Annotated in this window: 18 protein-coding genes; 16 read left to right on the top strand and 2 right to left on the bottom strand. The window is 36.8% G+C overall.

Translation table 11 applies throughout. The features are described 5' to 3' along the window. Positions 1-89: 89 nt before the first annotated feature. The 5 genes from OTK01_RS09900 to OTK01_RS09880 are packed head-to-tail and all read left to right on the top strand — an operon-like array spanning position 90 to position 7453. Complete coding sequence (locus tag OTK01_RS09900) at positions 90-1451, top strand: dihydrolipoamide acetyltransferase family protein (RefSeq protein ID WP_029228112.1); 1362 nt, start codon at positions 90-92, stop codon at positions 1449-1451. Between the two features lie 26 nt (positions 1452-1477). Continuing rightward, positions 1478-2842, top strand: coding sequence for a dihydrolipoyl dehydrogenase (lpdA, locus tag OTK01_RS09895; protein WP_029228113.1), 1365 nt, complete (start codon positions 1478-1480; stop codon positions 2840-2842). 27 nt (positions 2843-2869) lie between these two features. Further along, positions 2870-5341: an alpha-ketoacid dehydrogenase subunit alpha/beta gene (locus OTK01_RS09890; RefSeq protein ID WP_029228114.1), complete on the top strand. Its 2472-nt coding sequence runs from the start codon at positions 2870-2872 to the stop codon at positions 5339-5341. A gap of 39 nt (positions 5342-5380) precedes the next feature. Beyond that, positions 5381-6148 carry a DeoR/GlpR family DNA-binding transcription regulator gene (locus OTK01_RS09885; RefSeq protein WP_029228115.1) on the top strand — a complete coding sequence of 256 codons (768 nt, stop codon included), beginning with the start codon at positions 5381-5383 and terminating at the stop codon, positions 6146-6148. Positions 6149-6172: 24 nt separating this feature from the next. Then, complete coding sequence (locus OTK01_RS09880) at positions 6173-7453, top strand: L-rhamnose isomerase (RefSeq protein WP_029228116.1); 1281 nt, start codon at positions 6173-6175, stop codon at positions 7451-7453. Between the two features lie 67 nt (positions 7454-7520). Here OTK01_RS09880 and OTK01_RS09875 read toward each other — a convergent pair whose 3' ends face one another. Next, positions 7521-9005, bottom strand: coding sequence for an L-fucose/L-arabinose isomerase family protein (locus OTK01_RS09875; protein WP_208595880.1), 1485 nt, complete (start codon positions 9003-9005; stop codon positions 7521-7523). 271 nt (positions 9006-9276) lie between these two features. Here OTK01_RS09875 and tig point away from each other — a divergent pair, with 271 nt between their 5' ends. Genes tig through rpoD form a run of 7 tightly spaced genes read left to right on the top strand, consistent with a single transcriptional unit; the run spans position 9277 to position 16860 of the window. Continuing rightward, positions 9277-10593: a trigger factor gene (gene tig, locus OTK01_RS09870; protein ID WP_013432115.1), complete on the top strand. Its 1317-nt coding sequence runs from the start codon at positions 9277-9279 to the stop codon at positions 10591-10593. A gap of 49 nt (positions 10594-10642) precedes the next feature. Continuing rightward, entirely contained in the window at positions 10643-11230 is a 588-nt protein-coding gene (clpP, locus tag OTK01_RS09865; protein WP_013403820.1) for an ATP-dependent Clp endopeptidase proteolytic subunit ClpP, read from the top strand. A 29-nt stretch (positions 11231-11259) separates the two neighbouring features. Continuing rightward, the gene (clpX, locus tag OTK01_RS09860) at positions 11260-12561 is read left to right on the top strand and encodes an ATP-dependent Clp protease ATP-binding subunit ClpX (protein ID WP_029228118.1); all 1302 of its coding nucleotides are present in this window, start codon (positions 11260-11262) and stop codon (positions 12559-12561) included. Then, positions 12551-12691, top strand: coding sequence for a hypothetical protein (locus OTK01_RS09855; RefSeq protein ID WP_269011601.1), 141 nt, complete (start codon positions 12551-12553; stop codon positions 12689-12691). The genes clpX and OTK01_RS09855 overlap by 11 nt, the downstream gene beginning before the upstream one ends. Before the next feature lie 60 nt (positions 12692-12751). Further along, positions 12752-13753: a deoxyguanosinetriphosphate triphosphohydrolase gene (locus OTK01_RS09850; protein WP_029228119.1), complete on the top strand. Its 1002-nt coding sequence runs from the start codon at positions 12752-12754 to the stop codon at positions 13751-13753. Further along, a complete protein-coding gene (gene dnaG, locus OTK01_RS09845) occupies positions 13750-15603 on the top strand; it encodes a DNA primase (RefSeq protein WP_029228120.1) in 1854 nt (617 codons plus the stop codon). Before OTK01_RS09850 ends, dnaG begins: the two co-directional genes overlap by 4 nt. A 3-nt stretch (positions 15604-15606) precedes the next feature. After that, positions 15607-16860, top strand: coding sequence for an RNA polymerase sigma factor RpoD (gene rpoD / locus OTK01_RS09840; RefSeq protein ID WP_029228121.1), 1254 nt, complete (start codon positions 15607-15609; stop codon positions 16858-16860). A 186-nt stretch (positions 16861-17046) separates the two neighbouring features. Here rpoD and OTK01_RS09835 read toward each other — a convergent pair whose 3' ends face one another. After that, entirely contained in the window at positions 17047-17916 is an 870-nt protein-coding gene (locus OTK01_RS09835) for an NPCBM/NEW2 domain-containing protein (RefSeq protein WP_029228122.1), read from the bottom strand. A 219-nt stretch (positions 17917-18135) separates the two neighbouring features. Between OTK01_RS09835 and OTK01_RS09830 the strand changes: the two genes are divergently transcribed. From OTK01_RS09830 to OTK01_RS09815, 4 genes are all read left to right on the top strand, one after another. Continuing rightward, a complete protein-coding gene (locus OTK01_RS09830; RefSeq protein ID WP_029228123.1) occupies positions 18136-19692 on the top strand; it encodes a zinc ribbon domain-containing protein in 1557 nt (518 codons plus the stop codon). A 5-nt stretch (positions 19693-19697) separates the two neighbouring features. Beyond that, the gene (locus tag OTK01_RS09825) at positions 19698-20825 is read left to right on the top strand and encodes a Yip1 family protein (RefSeq protein ID WP_029228124.1); all 1128 of its coding nucleotides are present in this window, start codon (positions 19698-19700) and stop codon (positions 20823-20825) included. Positions 20826-20868: 43 nt separating this feature from the next. Then, positions 20869-22125, top strand: coding sequence for a DUF4163 domain-containing protein (locus OTK01_RS09820; RefSeq protein WP_029228125.1), 1257 nt, complete (start codon positions 20869-20871; stop codon positions 22123-22125). 82 nt (positions 22126-22207) lie between these two features. Further along, on the top strand, positions 22208-23557 hold the full coding sequence (locus OTK01_RS09815; RefSeq protein WP_029228126.1) for a WG repeat-containing protein: 1350 nt from the start codon (positions 22208-22210) through the stop codon (positions 23555-23557). The last annotated feature ends 93 nt before the right edge of the window (positions 23558-23650 follow it).

The raw sequence follows: 23650 nt of genomic DNA, 5'->3' as shown, positions 1-23650 counted from the left end.
AATTGAAGATGAAAAAAGTTAACATGATGGATGAAAAAATATATCAAATCTATTGAAGCAAATAAACAGGTCAAATGGAGGTCATTAATATGGCAATGCCTGTAATAATGCCCAAGCAGGGGCAGACTGTTGAAAGCTGTATAATTACAAAGTGGCACAAGAAAAAAGGTGATAAAGTTGAGGTTGGCGACCTTTTATTTTCTTACGAGACCGACAAGGCAAGCTTTGATGAGGAAGCAAAGGTAAGTGGTGTGCTTCTTGACATTTTCTTTGAAGAGGGTGAAGAGGTTCCTGTCTTGACAAATGTGTGTGTGATTGGTGAACCTGGCGAGAATGTAGAAAAATTCAATCCAAAGGCATCTTTGGAATCTAAAAAAGATGAAGTTTTGAATTTACAGGCATCTGACCACGAGGCGCCGATAGAAACTGAAGAAAAAATTCCAAACACTTCTTTACAAACTGAAGGAAAATTAAAAATTTCGCCCAGGGCAAAGAACTTAGCTGAAAAGCTAAATGTTGACTTTAGGTTTGCAAGACCTTCAGGGCCAGATGGAAGAATAATTGAAAGAGACATTTTAAAACTTTTTGAGTCAGGACCGGTATTTACAAGTGCGGCAAAGCAGAAAGTAAAAGAAATTAAAGATGCTCAGATTTTAGAGCCAACTGGCATTGGTGGTAGAATTACAACTTTTGACATTGAAAGAGCAAAGCAGGAAAGCTATGTTTCAAAAACTTCTGAGGTTTCTGTGCCAGATGGAGAATATGAAGACGTACCTCTTTCGAATATCAGAAAGGCTATAGCAAAGGCTATGTATCTATCACTTACCACAACAGCTCAGCTGACATTACATACATCATTTGATGCAACTAAAGTTCCTGAGTTTAGGAAAAAAGTAAAAGAAAATAGAGAAAAACTGGGACTTGAGGATATCACAATAAACGATATAATCCTTTTTGCAGTCTCAAGGGTTTTACCAAAACACAAATTGCTCAATAGCCATTTTTTGGATGACAAAACGAGATATTTCAAGAATGTTTATCTTGGGTTTGCAGTTGACACAGAGCGTGGTCTTATGGTGCCAACAATATTCAATTGTAACCAAAAGAGTTTGAGCCAAATCTCAAAAAAAGCAAAGGAGCTAATTAGCCTTTGCAAAAAAGGAACAATCTCACCAGACCTTTTAAAAGGAGCAACATTCACTGTCACTAACTTAGAAAGCTTTGGCATAGAAAGTTTTACACCTGTCCTAAATCCTCCTCAAACAGGGATTTTAGGTGTAAATACAATTGTTCAAAGGCCTAAGGAAGAAGATGGACATATAAAATTCTATCCTGCAATGGGGCTATCACTAACATTTGACCACAGAGCGTTAGATGGAGCCGATGCAGCAAGGTTTTTGAAAGATTTAAAGGAGCTTTTAGAAAACTTTGATTTGTTTTTGGCACTCTGATTTATTTAGAGAGGGTGAAAACTTAGATGAAATACGACCTGATAATCATAGGCGGTGGACCTGCGGGGTATCTGGCAGCAGAGAGGGCTTCAAAAGGAGGACTCAAAACGCTCTTAATAGAAGAAAGGTATTTGGGCGGTGTTTGTCTCAACGAAGGGTGTATTCCTACAAAAACCCTACTATACAGTGCAAAGATTTTAGAAGGAGCAAAGCACGGTTTTAAATATGGTGTTGAAGTACAGAATATTGCGTTAAACCACAAAAAGGTACTTGAAAGAAAAGACAAAGTAATAAAAACTCTTGTGACAGGAATAAAAAGTAAGCTCAGAAAAAACGGTGCTGAAATACTCAGCGGCCATGGAGAGATTTTGGGAAGAAGCAGCAAAGGATATGTTGTAGCGGTGGGCGATAAAGAATTTGTCACAGATAGGCTCTTGATTGCCACTGGTTCTTCGCCTTTCATTCTACCAATTGAGGGCGTGAAAGAGGGGCTTGAAAGAGGATTTGTGTTGACTAACAGAGAAATTCTTGAGATTGAAAGTGTACCAGCCTCTTTGGTTGTGATTGGTGGGGGAATTGTTGGGCTTGAGATGGCGTCATATTTCAATTCGGCAGGCTCAAAAGTGACTGTGGTTGAAATGCTTGACCACATTGGCGGCAGCATGGATAGGGAAATTTCGAATATCCTACTTGAAACATACAAAAAAAAGGGAATTGAGTTTGAACTTTCAGCAAGAGTTACTAAAATTGATGACCGAAAAGTGGTGTATGAAAAAGATGGAAAGTTTTTTGAAAAAGAGACAGAGAAAGTTTTGCTGAGCGTCGGAAGAAGACCAAATATCACAGGATTTGGACTTGAAAACATAGGAGTTGAGGTTGAAAAAGGGTGTGTAAAAACAGATGATAGAATGAAGACCAATGTCCAAGAGGTGTATGCTGCGGGGGATGTAAACGGCAAGCTCATGCTTGCTCACACAGCATACAGAGAAGCAGAGGTTGCTGTATGGAATATGCTTGGAAGAAGGGTGAAGGTGAACTACAATTCTATTCCTTCTGTTGTATATACAAACCCGGAGGTTGCATGGGTGGGCGAGAGCGAAGAGTCGGCAAAAGAAAAAGGCTTGGAATATGAAATTGTAAAGCTTCCTATGCTTTACAGTGGGAGGTTTGTTGCTGAAAATGAAGAATTTGACGGGCTTTGCAAAATATTGATTGATAGAAGGAAACGAACAATACTTGGCTGTCACATGATAGGAAACTACAGCTCAGAGATAATTTACGGTGTTGGTGTGATGATTGAATCACAACTGAGAGTTGAAGATATAAAGGATATTGTATTTCCACATCCGACGGTTAGCGAAATCATAAGAGAGGTCATATTTGAACTATAGAATTTGTGGGGGAGGTTGATTTTAAAGATGCCAAAATCACAGTTTATTGACCCGAACGAGATAAGAAAAAGTGGCTGGATAAAATTCTATGATATTCCTGTGAACCAGTATAACAAAACCTTAGAAGAGGAGAGACAAAACTTTTCAGATGACCAGCTGATTAGAATTTACAGAGACATGCTTATAATCCGCGAATTTGAGACAATGCTCTCTTTAATAAAAACAACTGGAGAGTACAACGGGATAAAGTATGACTATCCGGGACCGGCACATCTGTCGATTGGTCAGGAAGCAGCGGCGGTCGGCCAGGCTTTTGTGTTGGATAAAGATGACTTTATATTTGGTTCACATAGAAGTCATGGAGAGGTTATTGCAAAAGGTCTTTCAACAATTGAAAAGCTCAACGACGATGAGCTTTTGAAAATCATGGAGAGCTATTTTGATGGAGCAATACTTAGAGTTGTGGAAGAAAACCTAAAAAATATCTCAAGCATTAAAGAACTTGCAGTCAACTTTTTCTTGTATGGCACGCTTGCCGAGATATTTGGAAGAGAGACTGGGTTTCAAAAAGGTCTTGGCGGGTCTATGCATGTGTTCTTCCCACCGTTTGGAATTTACCCGAACAATGCAATTGTTGGCGGGTCTGCTGACATTGCAGTAGGGGCAGCTTTGTTTAAGAAAATCAATAAGAAAAATGGCATTGTTGTTGTCAATATCGGCGATGGTTCGATGGCGTGTGGACCTGTATGGGAGGCTATGTGTCTTGCTACAATGGACCAGTACAAAAAACTGTGGGATGAGGAGTACAGAGGTGGTCTTCCAATAATCTTCAATTTTATGGACAATCAGTATGCTATGGGCGGGCAGACACGTGGCGAGACAATGGGATATGATATGCTTGCAAGGGTCGGTGCAGGTGTTAACCCTGAGCAGATGCATGCTGAGCGTGTTGACGGTTACAATACTTTGGCTGTAATTGATGCAATGAAGAGAAAGAAATACCTGCTTGAACAAAAACAAGGTCCAGTGCTTTTGGATATTGTCACATACAGGCTCACAGGCCACTCTCCATCTGACTCGTCTTCCTACAGGACAAAAGAGGAGATTGAGGCATGGGCTGCTCAAGAACCAATTGTAACTTACAAGGATGAGTTAATCAGAGCAGGTATTGTAACAGAAGAAAAGATAGAGGAGATTCAAAGCTATGTAAAAGAACTTATAACAAAGATATGTGCACTTGCTGTTGATGAAAATGTTTCGCCAAGAATAAATCTTGTGAAAGACCCGGATGGTATAGCAAGATATATGTTCTCAAACCAGAAGATTGAGAAGATGGAAGAAAGAGTTCCTGAGGTTTTAATTCCAAAAGAAGAAAATCCGCGCGTAAAACAGATAAAGAACAAAATAAGAGTAGGAATTGTTGACGGAAAACCTGTTCCAAAGGCAAAGGTGTTCAATCTCAGAGACGCAATATTTGAAGCGCTGCTTGACAAGTTCTACACAGACCCGACACTTATCTCATACGGGGAAGACTTGCGCGACTGGGGCGGAGCTTTTGCGGTCTACAGAGGACTTACAGAGTCTTTGCCATATCACAGGCTATTTAACACCTGTATCTCAGAAGGTGCAATAGTTGGGTCTGCAGTTGGATATGGGATGTGTGGTGGCAGGGTTGTTGTTGAGATAATGTACTGTGACTTTATCGGAAGAGCAGGGGATGAGATATTCAACCAGCTTGCAAAGTGGCAGGCAATGAGCGCAGGGACATTGAAGATGCCTGTTGTTGTGAGGGTTTCTGTTGGTTCTAAATATGGTGCACAGCACTCCCAGGACTGGTCTTCTATTGTCTCTCACATTCCCGGACTTAAAGTTGTATTCCCAGCAACACCTTATGATGCAAAAGGGCTTATGAACAGCGCCCTGTCTTCCACAGACCCAGTGATATTTTTTGAAAGCCAAAGACTGTATGATATTGGAGAGCTTTTTCACAAAGAAGGTGTACCGGAAGGATATTATGAGGTTCCAATTGGCGAACCTGATATCAAAAAGGAAGGTAAGGACATTACAATCCTGACAGTTGGAGCAACGCTGTACAGAGCACTTGATGCAGCTAAAATCTTGGAAGAAAAGTATGGTGTTAGCGCTGAAATTATTGACGCAAGGTCGCTTGTGCCTTTTAACTATGAAAAGGTGATTGAATCTGTCAAAAAGACAGGAAAGATTGTGCTGGCATCTGACGCATGTGCAAGGGGCTCAATTTTGAAAGACATGGCAGCCACAATTGCCGACCTCGCATTTGACTATCTGGACGCACCACCTGTTGTAGTTGGTTCTAAAAACTGGATTGTCCCTGCATACGAATTTGAAAACTATTTCTTCCCGCAAGCTGACTGGATTATTGACGCAATCCATGAGAGGATTATGCCGCTCAAAGGTCATGTGCCAAAGAACAACTTCACAACAAATGAGATTTTAAGGACAAATAGACTTGGTATATAATACTTTTAAACCCAAGATGAATTTTCGGGATGTGGTGTTGTGAATGATTTCAGAAGACAAAAAATCCTGGAGATATTAGAACAAAAAGGGGAAATTCAACTTCAAAAACTCAAAGAGTTTTTTCCGGACATATCGACCATGACGCTGCGGCGCGATTTGATTGCGCTTGAAAAGGAGGGGCACCTCATTCGGACACATGGTGGTGCTGTCAGCACAAAAAAGTTGTGGCAACTAACTGGCCAGGAAGACGAGTATTCAAAGCGTGCCCAGGAAAATATTGAAGCAAAGATGAGGATTGCAAATATTGCAAAGGGACTTGTTGAAAAGAACAGGTCAATATATTTTGACGCAGGTTCCACCATCATGTGTCTTGCCAAAATCCTCGATAGTGACAATTTCACAATCATCACAAGCGGGCTTAACATTGCACTTGAACTTGTGAAAAAGAAAAATGTCTTTGTTGTGATGCTTGGGGGAATTGTTAACAGCAACACCTTATCAGTGTCTGGTCCAAATGCTATATTTTCTCTTGACAAAATGAACATTGACATTGCTTTTATGAGCGCATCAGGTTTTTGTCTTGAAACAGGATTTAGTGTTTCAAATGCATATGAAGGTGAGCTCAAGAGAAGGATAATCGACCGGAGTCAGAAAGTGGTTATGCTTATGGACACTTCAAAAGTGGGCAAAAACATGCCGTTTTCGTACGCAAGGCTTGAGGAGATTGACATATGGATTTGCGAAAAACAACTTCCTGAAGATATTGAAAAGGCTGCTCAAGAATGTGGCGTTAAGATTTTATATTGAGGGAAAAGGGAGGGAAGGTTTTTTATGAGCTTGGATTACGAAAAAATTCTTGCCGATTATGAAAGGGCGAAAGAGGTTTACAAAGACTTTGGTGTTGACACAGATGAAGTTTTAAACAAGATGAAGAGGATTAGTATTTCGCTTCACTGCTGGCAGGGCGATGATGTCACAGGGTTTGAAGAAGCAACAAAAGGCATGGGCGGTGGCGGAATTTTAGCAACAGGAAACTATTTTGGAAGAGCAAGAAACGGCGATGAACTCAGGTCTGATTTAGAGTTTGCTATGAGCCTCATTCCTGGCAAGCACAGGGTAAATCTTCACGCTATATATGCTGAGACAGATGGGAAAAAGGTTGACAGGGATGAGCTTTCAATTGACCACTTTGAAAAGTGGCTCAAGTGGGCAAAAGAAAAGGATATAGGACTTGACTTTAACCCCACATTTTTTGCCCATCCAAAGGCACAGTCTGGATACACACTCTCAAGCACTGATGAAGGTGTCAGAAAGTTCTGGGTAAAGCATGGCATAAAGTCAAGAGAAATTGCATCCCAAATAGGGAAAGAGCTAAAAAAGACCTGTATAAACAACATTTGGATTCCTGATGGGTCAAAAGACTTTACAGCAAAGAGGTATGAGCACAGGAAGATTTTGAAAGAATCTTTAGATGAGATATTTGCTGCGTCGGTTGACAAAACCTATCTTGTTGATTCTGTTGAGAGCAAGCTTTTCGGAATTGGGTCTGAGGCATTTGTTGTTGGTTCTCATGAGTTTTACATGGGCTATGTTTTTACAAGCAAGCACGATATAGCAATATGTTTTGACCTTGGACATTTCCACCCGACAGAAAGTGTGGCTGACAAGATTTCGTCAGTTTTAGCATTTTCAAAGAAGGTGCTTTTGCATTTGAGCCGTGGTATGAGGTGGGATAGCGACCATGTTGTTGTGCTAAACGATGAGGTATTGTCTGTTTCGCAGGAAGTAAAAAGAGCAGATGCTTTTGACAGAGTGTTTTTTGCATTGGACTTTTTTGATGCAAGCATAAACAGAATCACTGCTTGGGTGACAGGCGCAAGAGCTGCTTTAAAATCAATTCTGTACGCTTTGCTTGAACCTACACATCTTTTAAATGAAGCTGAAAATGAAGGGGATTTTGGAAAACGGCTTGCGCTTTTGGAAGAGTTTAAGACTTTGCCATTTGGTGCTGTGTGGAACAAGTTCTGCTATGAAAGTAACGTCCCTGTTGGAAGCAGCTGGCTTGAAAAAGTAAAGGAGTATGAGGATAAGGTTTTGAAAAGTAGGATATAAAAACAAGAGAGGCTGCAGCTTGCAGGTAGGTTATATAAAACTGGCTGCAGCCCTTTTTATATCCACATTATTTAAACGGGTTTTCGTCCTTGTAGAGCATATTTGCTGGTTGGTTGAACGATATGTCATCAACACCAAGCATTTTCATTGCGTCAAATAGAACTTTTCCGACATGTTTGAATGCGACTGCTGTGTGGTGCGGGAACCTCTTTTGAATCAGAACGTATCTGTAGAATCTTCCCATTTCTTTTATTGCAAACACACCAATTCCGCCAAACGAACGTGGGTCAACATCAATTACCTCACCCTGTGCAACATATGACCTGAGCTGGCAATCAGCTGTTGACTGAAGCCTGAATATTGTTATTTCACCGGGTTTTATTGCACCTTCAAGTGTTCCGCGTGTAATGTCTGGTTCTTTGTCAGGTTCTAAAAGTCTGTGCATGATAAGCTGGTATCTCATCTCTGCATATTTCATGTGGCAGATTGGAGTATTTCCGCAGTGGAATCCCATGAAAAGGTCTGTTAGCTTGTAATCTTTGAACTTGTCCTTGTTTGCCTCGTACATATCTTTTGGTACGGTGTTGTTTATATCAAGGATTGTTGCGGGAAGCTGTGTCGCAAGTGTCACTATATATTCGCTCAGTGCCCCGTATATGTCAACCTCACATGCAACTGGAATACCTCTTGATGCAAGCCTTGCGTTTACATAGCATGGAACAAACCCAAACTGTGTCTGAAAAGCTGGCCAGCACTTGTTAGCAAATATTGCAAACTTACAGCTACCACGGTATTTTTCATACCAGTCCATCAAAGTGAGCTCATATTGAGCAAGCTTTGGCAAAATTCCTGGGTGTTTGTTGCCTGTCCCAAGCTCATCTTGCATTTGTTTTACAATCTCAGGTATACGTGGGTCGTCTTTGTGGTTGTTGAAAGCCTCAAACAGGTCAAGCTCAGAGTTTTCCATTATCTCTATGCCAAGGTCATAAAGAGGTTTTATTGGTGCGTTACATGCAAGAAAATCCTGCGGACGTGGTCCAAAACTGAAGATTTTAAGGTTCTTTACTCCTATAACAACCCTTGCAACATCTAAAAAATGAGCAATCATATTTGCTACTTCTTCTGCATCTCCAACAGGATACTCTGGGATATAGGGATTGAGCTTTCTCAGACCTATATTATACGAAGCGTTTAGCATACCACAGTAAGCATCGCCACGACCGTCAAATAGGTTTTCTTGAGTCTCTTCAGCTGCTGCGACAAACATGGAAGGTCCGTCGAACTTTTGTGCAAGCATTGTTTCAGGTCCTTCTGGGCCAAAGTTTCCAAGATACACAACAAGAGCATTTACACCTGCTGCTTTAAGTTCGTCTAAGGCTTTTAAAACGTCGTTTTCATTTTCTACTGTTGTCTTTGCTTCAAAGATGTCAATACCAAGACGTTTGCACGCTTCAACTACCGCTTTTCTTCTTTTTTCAGAAAGTGTGATTGGAAAACAGTCTCTGCTGACCGCCACAATTCCAAGTTTAACTTCAGGTATGTTTTGCAGCATTTTTAATATTCCCTCCCAAATGTTCATTTTAAATCAGAAATGGTTTTATAATTAAATTATATACCTTTCAACTTGTGCATACAATAAAATAATTCCATTATATTCCATTTAAAATCAAAAAATTGTTCACATACAAGTTGGGAAACAAACTTTTCAAAATCCACTTTTAAAATAAAAACTTTTATGCTACAATATCATAGTTAAAATATAACTTTTATTAGCCCGACAGCAATGAAAAATTTAAAATAAATCTTTTCAAGGGAGGATTAGGATGGAGTTCAAGATTGAAAAAAAAGGTACAAACAAAGCAATAATTGAGGTTGAGGTTGAGGCTGAAAAGTTTGAAGAAGGTCTTCAAAAGTCTTATTTGAAAAATGCAAAATATTTCAAAATTCCAGGCTTCAGACCTGGCAAGGCTCCACGGTCTTTGATAGAGAGAGCTTATGGCGAAGAGGTATTTTATGATGATGCTATTGACTATGTTTTAAATGAGACATATCCAAAAGTAATTGAAGAGAGTAAACTTGAAGTTGTCTCAAGGCCAGAAGTGGATATTGTTCAAGTTGGAAAAGGCAAAAGCTTCATATATAAAGCTGAAGTGTATGTAAAACCTGAGTTTGAGCTTGGCCAGTACAAAGGAATTGAAATCAAAAAGATTGAATATCCGGTTGCTGAGGAAGAGGTGGAACACGAGCTTGAACACTTGAGAGAGGAAAATGCAAGGTTTGTTCCTGTTGAAAGGGAAGTTATGCAAGGCGATATTGTCACCATCGACTTTGAAGGGTTTGTAGATGGAGAGCCGATTAAAGGTGGTACTGCTCAAGATTATGAGCTTACAATAGGTTCTAACTCCTTTATACCAGGGTTTGAAGAGCAGCTTATTGGTATGAACAAGGGTGAGGAGAAGGAAATAGAGGTAACATTCCCTGAAGATTATCAAGAACCTTCTCTTGCTGGTAAAAAGGCAACTTTCAAGGTAAAAGTGAAGGATATAAAGGTGAAAGAGCTTCCTGAGCTTGACGATGAGTTTGCAAAAGATGTCAGTGAATTTGAGACATTAGAAGAACTTAAACAAAGCATCAGAAACAGAATTAAAGAGAAAAATGACCAGAGAGCAAAAGATGAGATGATTGACGCAATCTTAGAAAAAATTGCCCAGAATACTTCAATAGATATTCCTGAACCAATGATTGAAAATCAGATAAATTATTATGTTGAAGATGTTGCAAGAAACCTTCAGTACTTTGGCATGACATACGAAAGATACCTGCAAGCGATAGGAAAGACTGATGCTGAATTTAGAAGCCAGTTTAGAGAAAGAGCAGAGAAGGCTGTGAGAAATAACCTCATCTTAGAAAAGATTGCAAAGGTAGAGAATATCCAGGCAACAGAAGAAGAACTTCAAAAAGAGCTTGAGAGACTTGCAAAGATGTACAACTTAGAAGTTGATAAGCTCAAAGAAAGGCTTTCTGAAGATGATATTGAATATATAAAAGAGGGTATAATCCTAAATAAGGCTATAGATTTTATTTACGAAAATGCTAAAATTATAAGTGAAGAACCTCAAGGCGAAAATCAGGAAAACTAAATGGAGTTTTTAACTTCTAAATTTGTTTTTCCAAAAGGAGGGAAAAGTCATGTCTGCACTTGTACCAATAGTTATTGAGCAGACAAACCGTGGCGAAAGAGCATATGATATATATTCAAGGCTTTTAAAGGACAGGATAGTAATCCTCAGCGGTGAGATTACAGACGATATTGCATCACTTATAGTTGCTCAGCTTCTTTTCTTAGAAGCTGAAGACCCTGACAAAGATATTTACCTTTATATAAACTCACCTGGTGGGTCTGTTACAGCCGGCTTTGCAATCTATGATACTATGCAGTATATAAAACCTGATGTTTCAACAATCTGTGTTGGGATGGCAGCATCAATGGGCGCATTCCTTCTTGCGGCAGGTGCAAAAGGCAAGAGGTTTGCCCTGCCAAACAGCGAGATAATGATACATCAGCCGCTTGGTGGTGTTCGCGGTCAGGCAACAGATATAAAAATCCATGCAGAGTGGATTTTGAAAATAAAAAATAGAATAAATAAAATCTTATCAGAGAGGACCGGTCAACCAATTGAAGTGATTGAGCGCGATACAGACCGCGACTTTTTCATGACAGCAGAAGAGGCATTAAAATACGGTATTATTGACAAGGTGATTGAAAGGCGCCCATAAATTCTTCTTTAATTTGAGGTGATTCAAAATTGGCTAAGTTTGAGGAAAAGAAACAACTTAGATGTTCGTTCTGTGGAAAGTCACAGGATGAGGTAAGACGGCTTGTTGCTGGTCCCGGCGTTTATATCTGTGATGAGTGTATTGAACTTTGTTCTGAAATAATCTCAGAGGATTTTGAAGAAGAAGAATACAATGAGTTTGACGACAGACTCCCAACTCCAAAAGAGATAAAAGAGTTTTTAGACCAATACGTTGTTGGTCAGGACCATGCAAAAAAGATTTTATCTGTTGCTGTATATAACCATTACAAGAGGATATACTACCACGACACCAAAAAAGACGATGTTGAACTTCAAAAGAGCAACATCTTAATGCTTGGACCAACAGGTTCTGGTAAAACATACCTTGCACAGACTCTTGCAAAGATGTTAAATGTTCCGTTTGCAATAGCTGATGCGACAACTTTGACAGAGGCAGGTTATGTTGGTGAAGACGTTGAAAATATCCTGCTCAGGCTAATACAGAATGCTGACTATGATATTGAAAGAGCAGAGCGTGGTATAATCTATATAGATGAGATTGACAAGATTGCAAGAAAGTCTGACAATCCTTCTATCACAAGAGATGTCTCAGGCGAAGGTGTTCAGCAGGCACTGCTCAAAATTCTGGAAGGGACCATTGCTTCTGTGCCACCACAGGGTGGGAGAAAGCATCCGCATCAGGAGTTTATACAGATAGACACAACAAACATCCTGTTTATCTGTGGCGGTGCATTTGAGGGTATTGAGAAGATAATTGAAAAGAGAATTGGTGAAAAGACACTTGGTTTTAATGCAAAGATTGAAAGCAAAAAAGAAAAAAAGATTGGGGATATACTAAGACAAATAATGCCTCAGGACCTTTTAAAGTTTGGAATGATTCCAGAATTCATAGGACGCGTGCCTATAATAGTTACATTGGATGCACTTGACAAGGAAGCTCTGATAAAGATACTAACAGAGCCCAAAAATGCTCTTGTAAAACAATACCAGAAACTCTTTGCAATGGATGGTGTTGAGCTGGAGTTTGAAAAAGATGCATTAGAAGCGATTGCTGACAAAGCGATTGAGCGCAACACTGGTGCAAGAGGTCTTAGAGCTATCATGGAAGAGATTATGCTTGATGTGATGTTTGAAATACCATCAAATGATAAGATAGAAAAGGTTATTATTACAAAAGCGGCTGTTTTAAAAGAAGACAAACCTATTGTAATAATAAATGAGAACAAGAAAGCTCAGAAAAAGCCAAGGCTAAGACAGCGTCTTCAGGAAAGAAGAGGAAATGTATCGTAGAAAATATTCGAATGTACAATCTGACGTGAAAGCAAGAAGGCTGGAAGAATTAACCAGCCTTCTTCTTTTTGAATTTTTTCATTTCAAAGAAGGGAATTTTGAGTTTGTAGAGAATTTAGTTATTATATAAGCTGTGTTATAACTAAAATTTTAATTTTGGGCTTTTGGAAAAGCCCGGTGAGAGGTTTTGTTGAAAGTAAGAGAGTATCAGGAGAGTTTGGAAGAAAAGATTCTTTCACCGTATGCGACACTTTCAAAAAACACAAAAGGAAGACAAAAACCTGAACAGAAATGCGATGTGAGAACAGAATTCCAAAGAGACAGAGATAGAATCATACATTCCAAATCTTTCAGAAGACTCAAACATAAAACCCAGGTGTTCATATCACCAGAAGGTGACCACTACAGAACACGGCTCACACACGCTTTGGAAGTTGCACAGATTGCAAGGACAATTGCAAGAGCTCTGAGGCTCAACGAAGATTTGACAGAGGCAATAGCTCTTGGTCATGATTTGGGTCACACACCATTTGGCCATGCAGGTGAGGATATCTTAAACAAGATAACCACAACCGGATTTTCACACAACGTCCAGAGTTTACGGGTTGTTGATTTTCTGGAAGGTGAAGACGGTCTTAACCTTACATTTGAGGTCAGAGACGGGATTTTGAATCATGTTTGGGGAAGGACACCTGCCACTTTAGAGGGCAGAGTTGTCCAGTTTGCAGACAGGATTGCCTATATCAACCATGACATTGACGATGCAATGAGAGCAGGTATATTGAAAGAAGATGACCTACCTAAAGATTGCCTCAAAATCTTGGGATTTTCTAAGAGAGAGAGAATTAATACATTAATTAGGGATATAATAAAAAATAGTATGGACAAGCCAGAAATCTCCATGAGCGAAGATGTTTTTTATGCAATGCAAACTTTGCGAAGTTTCATGTTTGAAAATGTGTATATTGGTTCTGAGGCCAAAAAGGATGAGAGTAAAGCCAAATATATTATACAGGCTCTTTATGAGTATTTTATGTCGAACTGTGATGCATTGCCTGACGATGTAAAAAAGAATATCGACAGATTTGGCAAGGAACAGGCAATAGTAGACTATATAGCCGGAATGACAGACAGGTATGCTATGCGAAAGTTTTATGAATTATTCTTACCATCACCGTGGAACAAGCTTTGATTTTTATTAAAAATGCTAAAAGGTATTTTAAAAAATTTGTCGAAATAAAATTAAATTGTCTTAAAAAACGCGAAGGTGAACATGATGTGCTGGAAAGAGTTGTAGAACAGGTCCTCAGCAAGATTGACATTGTTGATGTTGTCTCAATGTATGTCCCGCTTAAAAAAGTGGGAGCAAATTTCAGAGCGCTTTGTCCTTTTCATCAAGAGAGGACGCCCTCTTTTTATGTCTCACCGGCAAAGCAGATATTTCACTGTTTTGGCTGTGGAGTTGGCGGCAATGCTATCCATTTTGTTATGCGCATAGAGAATTTGACCTTTACAGAAGCGCTCAAAGTATTAGCCCAGAAAGCAAAGATTGACGTAGACTTTTCTCAATCTCAATCAGCAAAAGACAGAGCTTTGGCAAAACAAAAAGAAGAGCTTATTTCGCTTCACCATGACTGTTTTGAATATTTTCAGAGTCAGCTGTATTTGAGGAAAAACATAGATGCTGCAAGGTATGTTTTGAAAAGGGGGATAAGAAAAGAAACTGCAAAGCAGTTCGGGCTTGGATTTTGCCCTGAGAATAACAACTTGTATGAGATGCTCTCAAAAAAGTATTCCAAAGAGATTATTGATAAAAGTGGAATTTTTATTGAGAGAAATGGAAAGAATTATTGTAGATTCGAAGGCAGGCTCATTTTTCCTATATTCGATACAATGAACAGAGTAATTGGGTTTGGTGGTCGTATAATTGACGACTCCCAAGCACCTAAATACATGAATTCACCCGATACTCTTATATTTTCAAAATCGAAGGTTTTATATGGTCTTAACATTGCAAAGTCAAGCAAAGAAAAAGATTTTGTGGTTGTGGAAGGGTATATGGATGTCATTTCTCTTCATCAGGAAGGAATAGACAATGTTGTAGGGGTTTTGGGCACAGCACTGACACAGGACCACAGTTTTCTTCTGCGCAGGTACAAAAACGAAGTTGTACTTTGCTTAGACAGTGACCAGGCAGGCAAAAATGCCGCGTTTAGAAGTGCTGATATACTTTACCAAAATGGGCTTATGGTAAAGGTTATGGAACTTGAAAATGCAAAAGACCCTGACGAGTATATAAAAAAGTTTGGAAAGGATGCGTTTTTACTAAAGAAACAAAATGCTATGTTTGTAATAGATTTTAAAATAAAGCAGATATCTTCTAATTATGATTTGTCAAAATCAGACCAGAAGTTTAAGTTTGTAAGAGAATACTTTGAAAAGATTTTGATGCCAATTACAAACGAGGTTGAAAGGCAGGAATATGTAAAGAAGCTATCCCAGCTCACACAAATTGATGAAGATGCAATATTAAAGGAATTTACCAAAAATGAAAATATAAAACTAAAACGCATAGAAAGTATTCAACATTTTAAACAAGTTCAGCAAAAAAGTAATTTAACTGAAGAAGAGAGAATCAAAAAAAATGATATAGACCTTTTATCTATCTATGTGGAGTGGGCTAACAAGTCAGAAAGCGTCAGAAATGCTGTTACCGAGGATGATTTTTGCACCGAGGATATAAAAATACTTTTCAGTTCAATAAAAAACTTAATTAATGAGGGGATGGAATTGACCTATTCGATGCTTTTGACCTTTGTTAATGACGAAAAAATATTATCAGAACTTACAAACTTTTCCTCAAAAGGATTCGAAACAGAAGAAGCTGCCAAGAGAGCGATAGAAGAACTGAAAACAAACAATAATAGAATGTTGTGGTTAAGACGTGAGATGTTGGAGGCACAAAAGAGAGGAGATAATGAAAAGGTATTGAAGTTACAAATGCTAATTAGAAAAATCAAAGACAGAAAGGAGGGAATTTAAGGGATGACAGACCAGAACATGGAAAACAATGAGGTGAAAAACCTCAATGACCAAAATATAAATAAAGAGACTGGAAGCGAACAGCAGCAAGAGGTTGAAAAACAATTGCTTGCATCACAGAAAAATGAAAATCAAGAAAAACAGCCTGCTAAAAAGAGCACAGAAAACAAATCGGAAGGTAAGAAAATGAGCGAAGAAAAAAAGAGTCTTATAAGAGAAAAGGTCAGAGAACTTATATCTCTTGGTCAGAGCAAAGGTTTTCTGACATATTCTGAAATACAGGAGATACTTGACAAGGTAGAGCTTGACGCAAGCCAGGTTGAGAACATCTACGATACCTTGGAGAGCATGGGAATTGATGTTGTTGACGACAGAGTGTCAGAGGAGGAGCTCTTAAAAGACGATCTGGAAAATCTACCTGAAGGTATTGCTATAGATGACCCTGTCAGGATGTATTTGAAGGAAATTGGCAAGATTCCACTTTTGACCCCCGAAGAGGAGATTGAACTTGCAAAGAGGATTGAACAGGGCGATGAGGAAGCTAAAAAGAGGCTTGCAGAAGCAAACTTAAGGCTTGTTGTAAGCATTGCAAAAAGATATGTTGGGCGTGGGATGTTATTCTTGGACCTAATCCAGGAAGGAAATTTGGGACTTTTAAAAGCAGTTGAAAAGTTTGACTACAGAAAAGGTTATAAATTCTCAACATATGCAACATGGTGGATTCGCCAGGCAATCACAAGAGCTATAGCTGACCAAGCAAGAACTATCAGAATTCCTGTGCACATGGTTGAGACGATAAATAAGCTTGTAAGGGTATCACGCCAGCTTCTGCAGGAAAAGGGAAGAGAACCAACACCTGAAGAAATAGCAAAAGAGATGAACATGCCAGTTGAAAAGGTGCGGGAGATTCTAAAGATTGCTCAAGAGCCGGTATCATTGGAGACGCCAATTGGTGAGGAAGAAGACAGCCACTTGGGAGACTTTATTCCAGATGATGATGCGCTTGCACCATCTGAAGCTGCTGCATATTCAATGCTAAAAGAGCAACTTTTAGAGGTTTTGGATTCTTTAAACGAAAGAGAAAAGAAGGTTTTAAAGCTTCGATTTGGCCTTGAAGATGGAAGAGCCCGCACCTTAGAAGAGGTTGGCAAGGAGTTCAACGTGACACGTGAAAGAATCCGTCAAATTGAGGCAAAGGCATTGCGAAAACTCAGACATCCAAGCAGGAGTAAGAAGCTTAAGGATTTTTTGGAGTAAGAGTGAAAGGGAATTACCTGATAAACAGGTAATTCCTTTTTTGTTGTTTCAACTTGTAATTAGAAATTTAGAACAGGAAAGAAAAACACTAATTTAAAATTGCGGACTGAAACATAAAAAGAGTCTGTATATAATTAATAAGAGCTGTCCACGGGATTGAGGACAGCTCTCATAGTTTGTAAATATTTATTTGTATAATACTGCATCACCTACAAAAGGATAAATCATACAATTATAATTAGCTGGATTTGCAAAAAATTCAATCTTTAATGTATTACAGCCAACCACATCTAAAGAAACCTCTTTTCCTTTCTCCCCTTTTGCAATTTCTATCTCGTATCTTTTTTCACCATCCAAATAAATTGTGAATTTTCCACTTGCACCGACTTCAGAATCATCATCTAAACCCAAAGTCATTTTCAATTTTTTGTAATCGCCGTTTAACTTATACTGAACAAATGTAAATCGCTTATTATTGTTTGAATCCCAATATGAATATTGGTAAGCATCCCACCAAATATTTTTGCGATATGTTTTTCCAAGCAATGTAACCACGTCCTGATTGATACCATATCGACCCTGATCACCCCAAGAATCTTTAACAGCTTTGTAGTCACTCAACGGCAAATCAGTTAGAAATATACCCCCATTTGGACCTAAATCGGGACCTATAACTAATGCTTTTTGATTATCTTTAATTTTCCAAGGAGTTATGTTTTTGTTAAAGAAGCAATACATAATTGAATCAAGATGAACAAACCTCATCCCTTTATAGTTCAAAAATGGAACTTTGTATTTGAGTGTTACTCCATTTAGGATAATATCTCTCTGGTACTCATAAACTGGGCTTGTTGCTACCTTTTTGCTAAGTTCATTTACCTTTGCTTGAAGATTAGCATTTTCTTTTTTTAGCTTGTCATATTGAGTTTTTAAAGAATTGTAATCTTTCAAAAGTTTTTCGTACATGGTCTTATAATTTGTTGGGGATGATGCAACCCCAACAAAACAAAAGATAACAGCAAAAATGATTATAAATGCTGAGAAGTACTTTTTCATTTCTTCAACCTCCCTGCAAAGGATTTTATTCTTGCTAATAATGTATAAAATGAAAAATTTAATGTCAACCATGTTTTGAGATAAATAATCTCTTGCATTAATTTGTAAAAGAAATTATAATTAAATCAAGATTACACCTTAAGAGTATAAATTTTGTCGAATTGTGTCGAAATATGTCGAACAAAATTAAAAAGCGATGATAACAGGAGGGAGAGAAAGTTGCTTTACTGTCCAAAGTGTGGTGCCACAATTGAAAAGGGGCAGAAAGTATGTAGTCAGTGTGGAGAAAGCTTAGAGTCAAAGATTTTGAGTAATTTGCAAGGGACAAAGAGAGAGTTCTTCTTAGAAAAATACTTTGATAGCAAAACAGAAGAATTTAAAGTTCCAAGCATAAAATTTAAATTTGACAGAAAACTTTTGCCGTGGTTTTACGGAATTATAGGTTTCCTGGTGTTCTTAGTATTGTTTGTAGCAATTGGAAAGTCAATGTATTCTCCGCAAAAGGTTGTGGATGAGTTTAAGGAAGCTATTAAGAATAAAGATTCAAAAAAGCTTTCCCAGATACTTATTCATGAGACAAATGAGCAAATTTCACAAGATAATCTAAAAGCTTTCATAGAGTTGTGTCAGACAAAACCTGAATACATAGACGGTGTTTTCAAAGCATTAGATGAAGCAATTCAATCAATTTCAAATTTATCTTCAGATACAAAGAACAAATCTCTAACAGAACTTTTATCTAATCTTTTCTCAGCTCAAGATTATTCTAATGATTTTGTTTTAAAACCTGTAGGCAAAGGGATGATTTTCTTCACAAAATATAAGATTGCAGCAAAAAATTACTTTTTAAAGGTAAAATGTGATACAAAGGACGCGAAAATATACTTGAATGATAAGAATATTGCTTCAGTTTCAGACCCATCTCAGGAAATTTCAATAGGTCCTTTGATTGCGGGGATATACAAGGTTAAAGCTGAATACAAAGGTCCATATTGTACATTAGAAAAGATTGATGAAGAAGAAATTTACAGTACTGATTTTAGTAACTATAACCAACACACTGCTGAACTATATCTTAATCCTCGCTACGTAGAGATACAATCAGATTTTGAAGATGCTGAGATAATTTTGAATGGTAAACCAACCGGTGTTTTGGTAAAAGATGCTTCTGAATTTGGACCTGTAAGTGATGAAAGTGAGTTTAGTGCAAGAATAAAACTTCCATGGGGTGAGGCAAAAACAACTTCTATAAAACTTAGCAGCTGGTCAAATAGAGTTACAATCCCAAATACACTTTCAAACGATGATACAAATAACTCAACATTTGAAAAGGTTGCTTCTGTTGTAAATGAATTTGAAAAGTCCTACAGGACTGCTATGACATCTCAGGATCCAAATAAGCTTTTGCACATATCTGATGAGTTAAAACAAGTTTTTACAAACAGAATTCAAGATTTAAAAGCCAATAACCAAAAGTTTGCAGGCAAGGTAACAAAAACTGAGTTCAACTTTGGAACATTGCAATTATTTAAAGATGAAGAAGGAAGAATAACAGTAAAAATTACTGCGAAGATTTACTACAAAGATGCAGTATATTCCCAAGAAGGGACTCCGCTACAAGATATTCCTGAAAAAGAAACCGGACAGGTTTACACACTTTTATGGGATGAAAATGCAAAGAACTTTGTTATCATTGGGATAAATGCTCCTTGGTATTATGATTGGCCAGATAATGGCAAGATTAAAGAATACAAATTAGATGAAGGGAGTGTGTGATTGAAATGATGAAATGTCCGCATTGTGGTAAGGAACTTCAAGAAGGTGAAGTTTGCACTTGTCAAATAAATCAAACGGTAGGGAGTCAAACAAATGGCAGTCAAGCTACAAGCGGTGAAGTATTGAATGATACTCAAAATACTGCGAAAATTAGTGAGGATGTCAAGAGCGAAAATATTGAGCAAACTATGAATACCACTGAAGAAAAGAAAAAGGAAGCAGCTAATACTCAAATTTTAAATGAAGTAATCAATTCGGCAGTTCGATATTCTCATCTTACAATAAAATTTGCTTGGGCATTTTTGAAAAATCCGTTTGTTTTTATTTCAAAGGTTATACAAAACAATGACTTTAAAGTAGGCATCTTGTTTGCTATTATTACCTTTGTACTTATTTCTATCCAAAATCTTGTTTTAGCAGGAAGAGGTATAAAGTTAGTTGAAGATTTTTTTGGGGTATCGCTTTTAAATTCGTATTCATTGTTTAAAACATTTCTTTATAATTTTATAGCTTTGTTTCTTTTATACCTTTTGTATTGCGGTATTGTTAAATTGATATTTGTGATATTAAAAGAAAATATTGATTTTAAGGCTGTATTAGGAGGAATAGGGGTAAGTTTAATTCCTCTTGCGTGGGTAGCTATTGCGAATTTAATTTTGCAGTTTATAAGTGTTTGGTTAGTTGTATTATTATGCATATTTGGTTTTCTTATGAATGTTACGTTAAATTTTTGGTCGGTTAAAGTTTTACTGAAAGATAAAGAAACTAAGGCACTTTATATTACAGTAGGAGCGTACATTGTATGTATTATTTTACTAGCAGTGATTATGTTTGCAATAGGCAATGGGATAGCAAGTTCGAGTGGGGGAAATGTTATTAGTGTAGGTTCAGATAATATTATTGGAACTTGGTCGGATGATAAAGATACCATCATATTTTATCCAAATGGTACATTTAAAGCCCATTATTATTGGATAGGTGGCGCATGGGAGATAGATGGGAATAAATTATATCTCACAGGAACATTAACTGGAAAAGAAGGATATTATTACAAAATTGAGGGTAATAAATTAATATTGGATCCTATTCCTGGTTCAGGTTTGGGCAAGTATGAATTTTATAGGGTTAGATAAATTAAGATTACTTTTCGTTAAGATTTAGAGGTGAGTTACAAACATGAAAAAATTCAAAATGATTTCAATTTGTATATTTATCGTTTTGTTATTACCAATCAGTGGATGTTCGTTATTAAAAACAAAAAATGAAAGTGTTAGCAAGGTTAATACTTCAGTTAAGCAAAAACCAAATCAGGCTATTGTGTATTCAAACAAAAATGAACCTACAAACAAGCCTGCGTGGGATGTTGTATTTGAAAGAATTTACCAAAAAACAGAAAAGTACGAAATAGATGTATTTATACCTAAAATCATTGGTGATGCATTGAAACAAGAAATCTGTGAAAAAATAAATTCTATTCTTAGAAAATATACTGAACAACAAATCGCAGATATAAAAAAGATATCTGATGGGTCAGAAGGTGACTCAGGTTTGTATCCATATATACTTGATATCAAATGTGAATGGGACAAAAGTGTTGAACCTTATATTTCTTTTTTATTTGAAGAATACTCATATACTGGTGGGGCACATGGTTTGACTCAAATAGAATGTTTTACCTTTGACCTGAGAACAGGTAACAGTATAAAACTTGTAAACTATTTGAATAATGATCAACGAAAATTAATAGAAAATTATATAAATTTTGCAAGAGCTCTATGTAATGATTTAGATGATCCACCATATGAAGTGTTTAATGGGCAGGGCTATCAGAAAGCCATTGATGAAGATTTGTTTGAAGATATGGTATTCAAAAATGATGGTCTTTTAGTTTGTTTTGAACCATATAAGATTGCATCATATGCAAGAGGAGTAGTAAAATTTTGGTTTGACTTAAAGGAGCTAAGGAACAAGGAAGAAAATATAGATTTTGATTTAAGTAATTATGTCACGATAAAAAAATTGTTAAGTATGAATCTGAGCGAAGTAAGAAATGAGTTTGGTTTACCAACAGAGATCTATTCCTATGAAGGTGGGTTATTATATAAGACTAAAAGTGAGCTTTTATTTAGCTTTGATTTTAATTCAGTAGAGAGATTAGAAGATATGACTAAAGCATGTGTTAATAGTTTTAGTACTGGAGACAATGTAAAACTTTACGGTATTTCTTTGAAAGGCTCACTCTCAGCTTTAGATAAAAAATTGTTAAAAAATGTAAAAGAATTAAAAAAAGTTAGTGAAGGAATCGATGAAGAGTGGGGCAGCTATTTTGTATCGTATGAACTCGGTAAAGACATAGAATTATATATCGAGTCCAAGACAAGTGATAAAAACTCAGATGTAAGTTATATGCTGGTTAAGAAAAAAAGGTTGTAGAACTTATTGAACAGAGTTTGCTATTAGCTTGTGATTAATTGTTAGCTGCAAAAACCAAAACAGTTTAGGGGAGGCAGTATTAGTGTGGAATAAAGTAAAAATTTTGAACAGGAGAAATAATGAGTCTATTAAATTGATTATAGCAATTGTGGTGTTAGTTTTAGTACTTAATACAATTGGAGTTTATAGTAAACAAAATGTGAATGTTAAAGACAATCTAATTATAATAGAACCTAAGTTTAAATATATATATCCATTTTCAGAAGGATTAGCTGTTTTTGTAAGCGAAGATAATAAACATGGATACTTGGATACGAAAGGCAATATTATAATAAAACCTAATTTCGAAGAAGCGCATAGCTATTCTGAAGGTATAGCAGTAGTTAAGGAAAAAGGAAAATGGAAAGTTATAAACAAAAAAGGCAATATCATTTTAAGTTTGGATTTTGACTATATTGGAAGCTTCAGCGAGGGTTTAGCACCAGTAGAAAAAGATAAAAAATGGGGGTATATAAACAAAAAAGGTGAAATAGTGATTGAGCCTCAATTCGAAAGTGCGGGTAATTTTTTTGAGGACAGGGCTGTAATACAGCTAAACGGAAAATTTGGCTATATAGATAAGAGTGGAAAAATAATAATATCACCCAAATATTATGTAGCTTATGAATTTTCAAAAGGTGTTGCTGCTGTTGCAATTTTAGATGCACAAAAAAATACAAAGTATGGCTTTATAGATAGAAATGGCAAATATGTTATAGAACCTAAATATGATTTTTTAGCAAGTTTTATTGGTAACATTTACTATGATAAAATTTTCAAGAATGGGTTAGCAAGAATAAGAGTGAATAACAAGTTTGGATATATAAATGAAAAAGGTGAAGTAGTTATTCAACCAAAATTTGAATATGCTCTTGAGTTTGATAAAAATATTGCCTTAGTTTGCTACAATGGAAAATATGGATATATAAATAAGAGAGGAGATTTTATAATCAATCCAGTTTATGAAGATATGTTATTATTTTCAGAAGGTTTAGCAGCAGCTAAGTTAAGTGGTAAATGGGGTTTTATTAATTATAAAGGTGATTTTACTATAAAACCTCAGTTTGAAAAAGCTTATAGTTTTTCAGAGGGAGTAGCTGCTGTAAAATTGAAAGGTAAATGGGGTTTTATTGACAAAAAAGGTAATTTTATAATTAAGCCTCAATTTGATGAACCTATAATATATTGCAGTGCCATATATACTTTTACAAATGGTTTAGCAGCAGTTTGTAAAAATAGAAAATATGGATATATTGATAAAAATGGGAAATGGATTGTTGAACCTAATTATGACGTAGCAAGTGGGTTTATGAATGGCTTTGCTTATATTGGTAAAAATAACCTTGAAGGATTTATTGCATTAAAGAACATGGTGTTGAAAGAAAAAAACTAAGATTTCCATATAATTATTTGATAGCCGTTTGTAAAATGGGTGTTGATTGAGGGTAAGAAGTAACAATAAAAACAAGAAGTACAAACAAGGCTT

Origin of the sequence: Caldicellulosiruptor acetigenus, from assembly GCF_026914305.1 — a bacterium.
GTDB classification, from domain to species: Bacteria; Bacillota; Thermoanaerobacteria; order Caldicellulosiruptorales; family Caldicellulosiruptoraceae; genus Caldicellulosiruptor; species Caldicellulosiruptor acetigenus.
The sequence above is the reverse complement of the archived record's forward strand: the minus strand, read 5'-3'. Positions and strand labels throughout refer to the sequence as shown.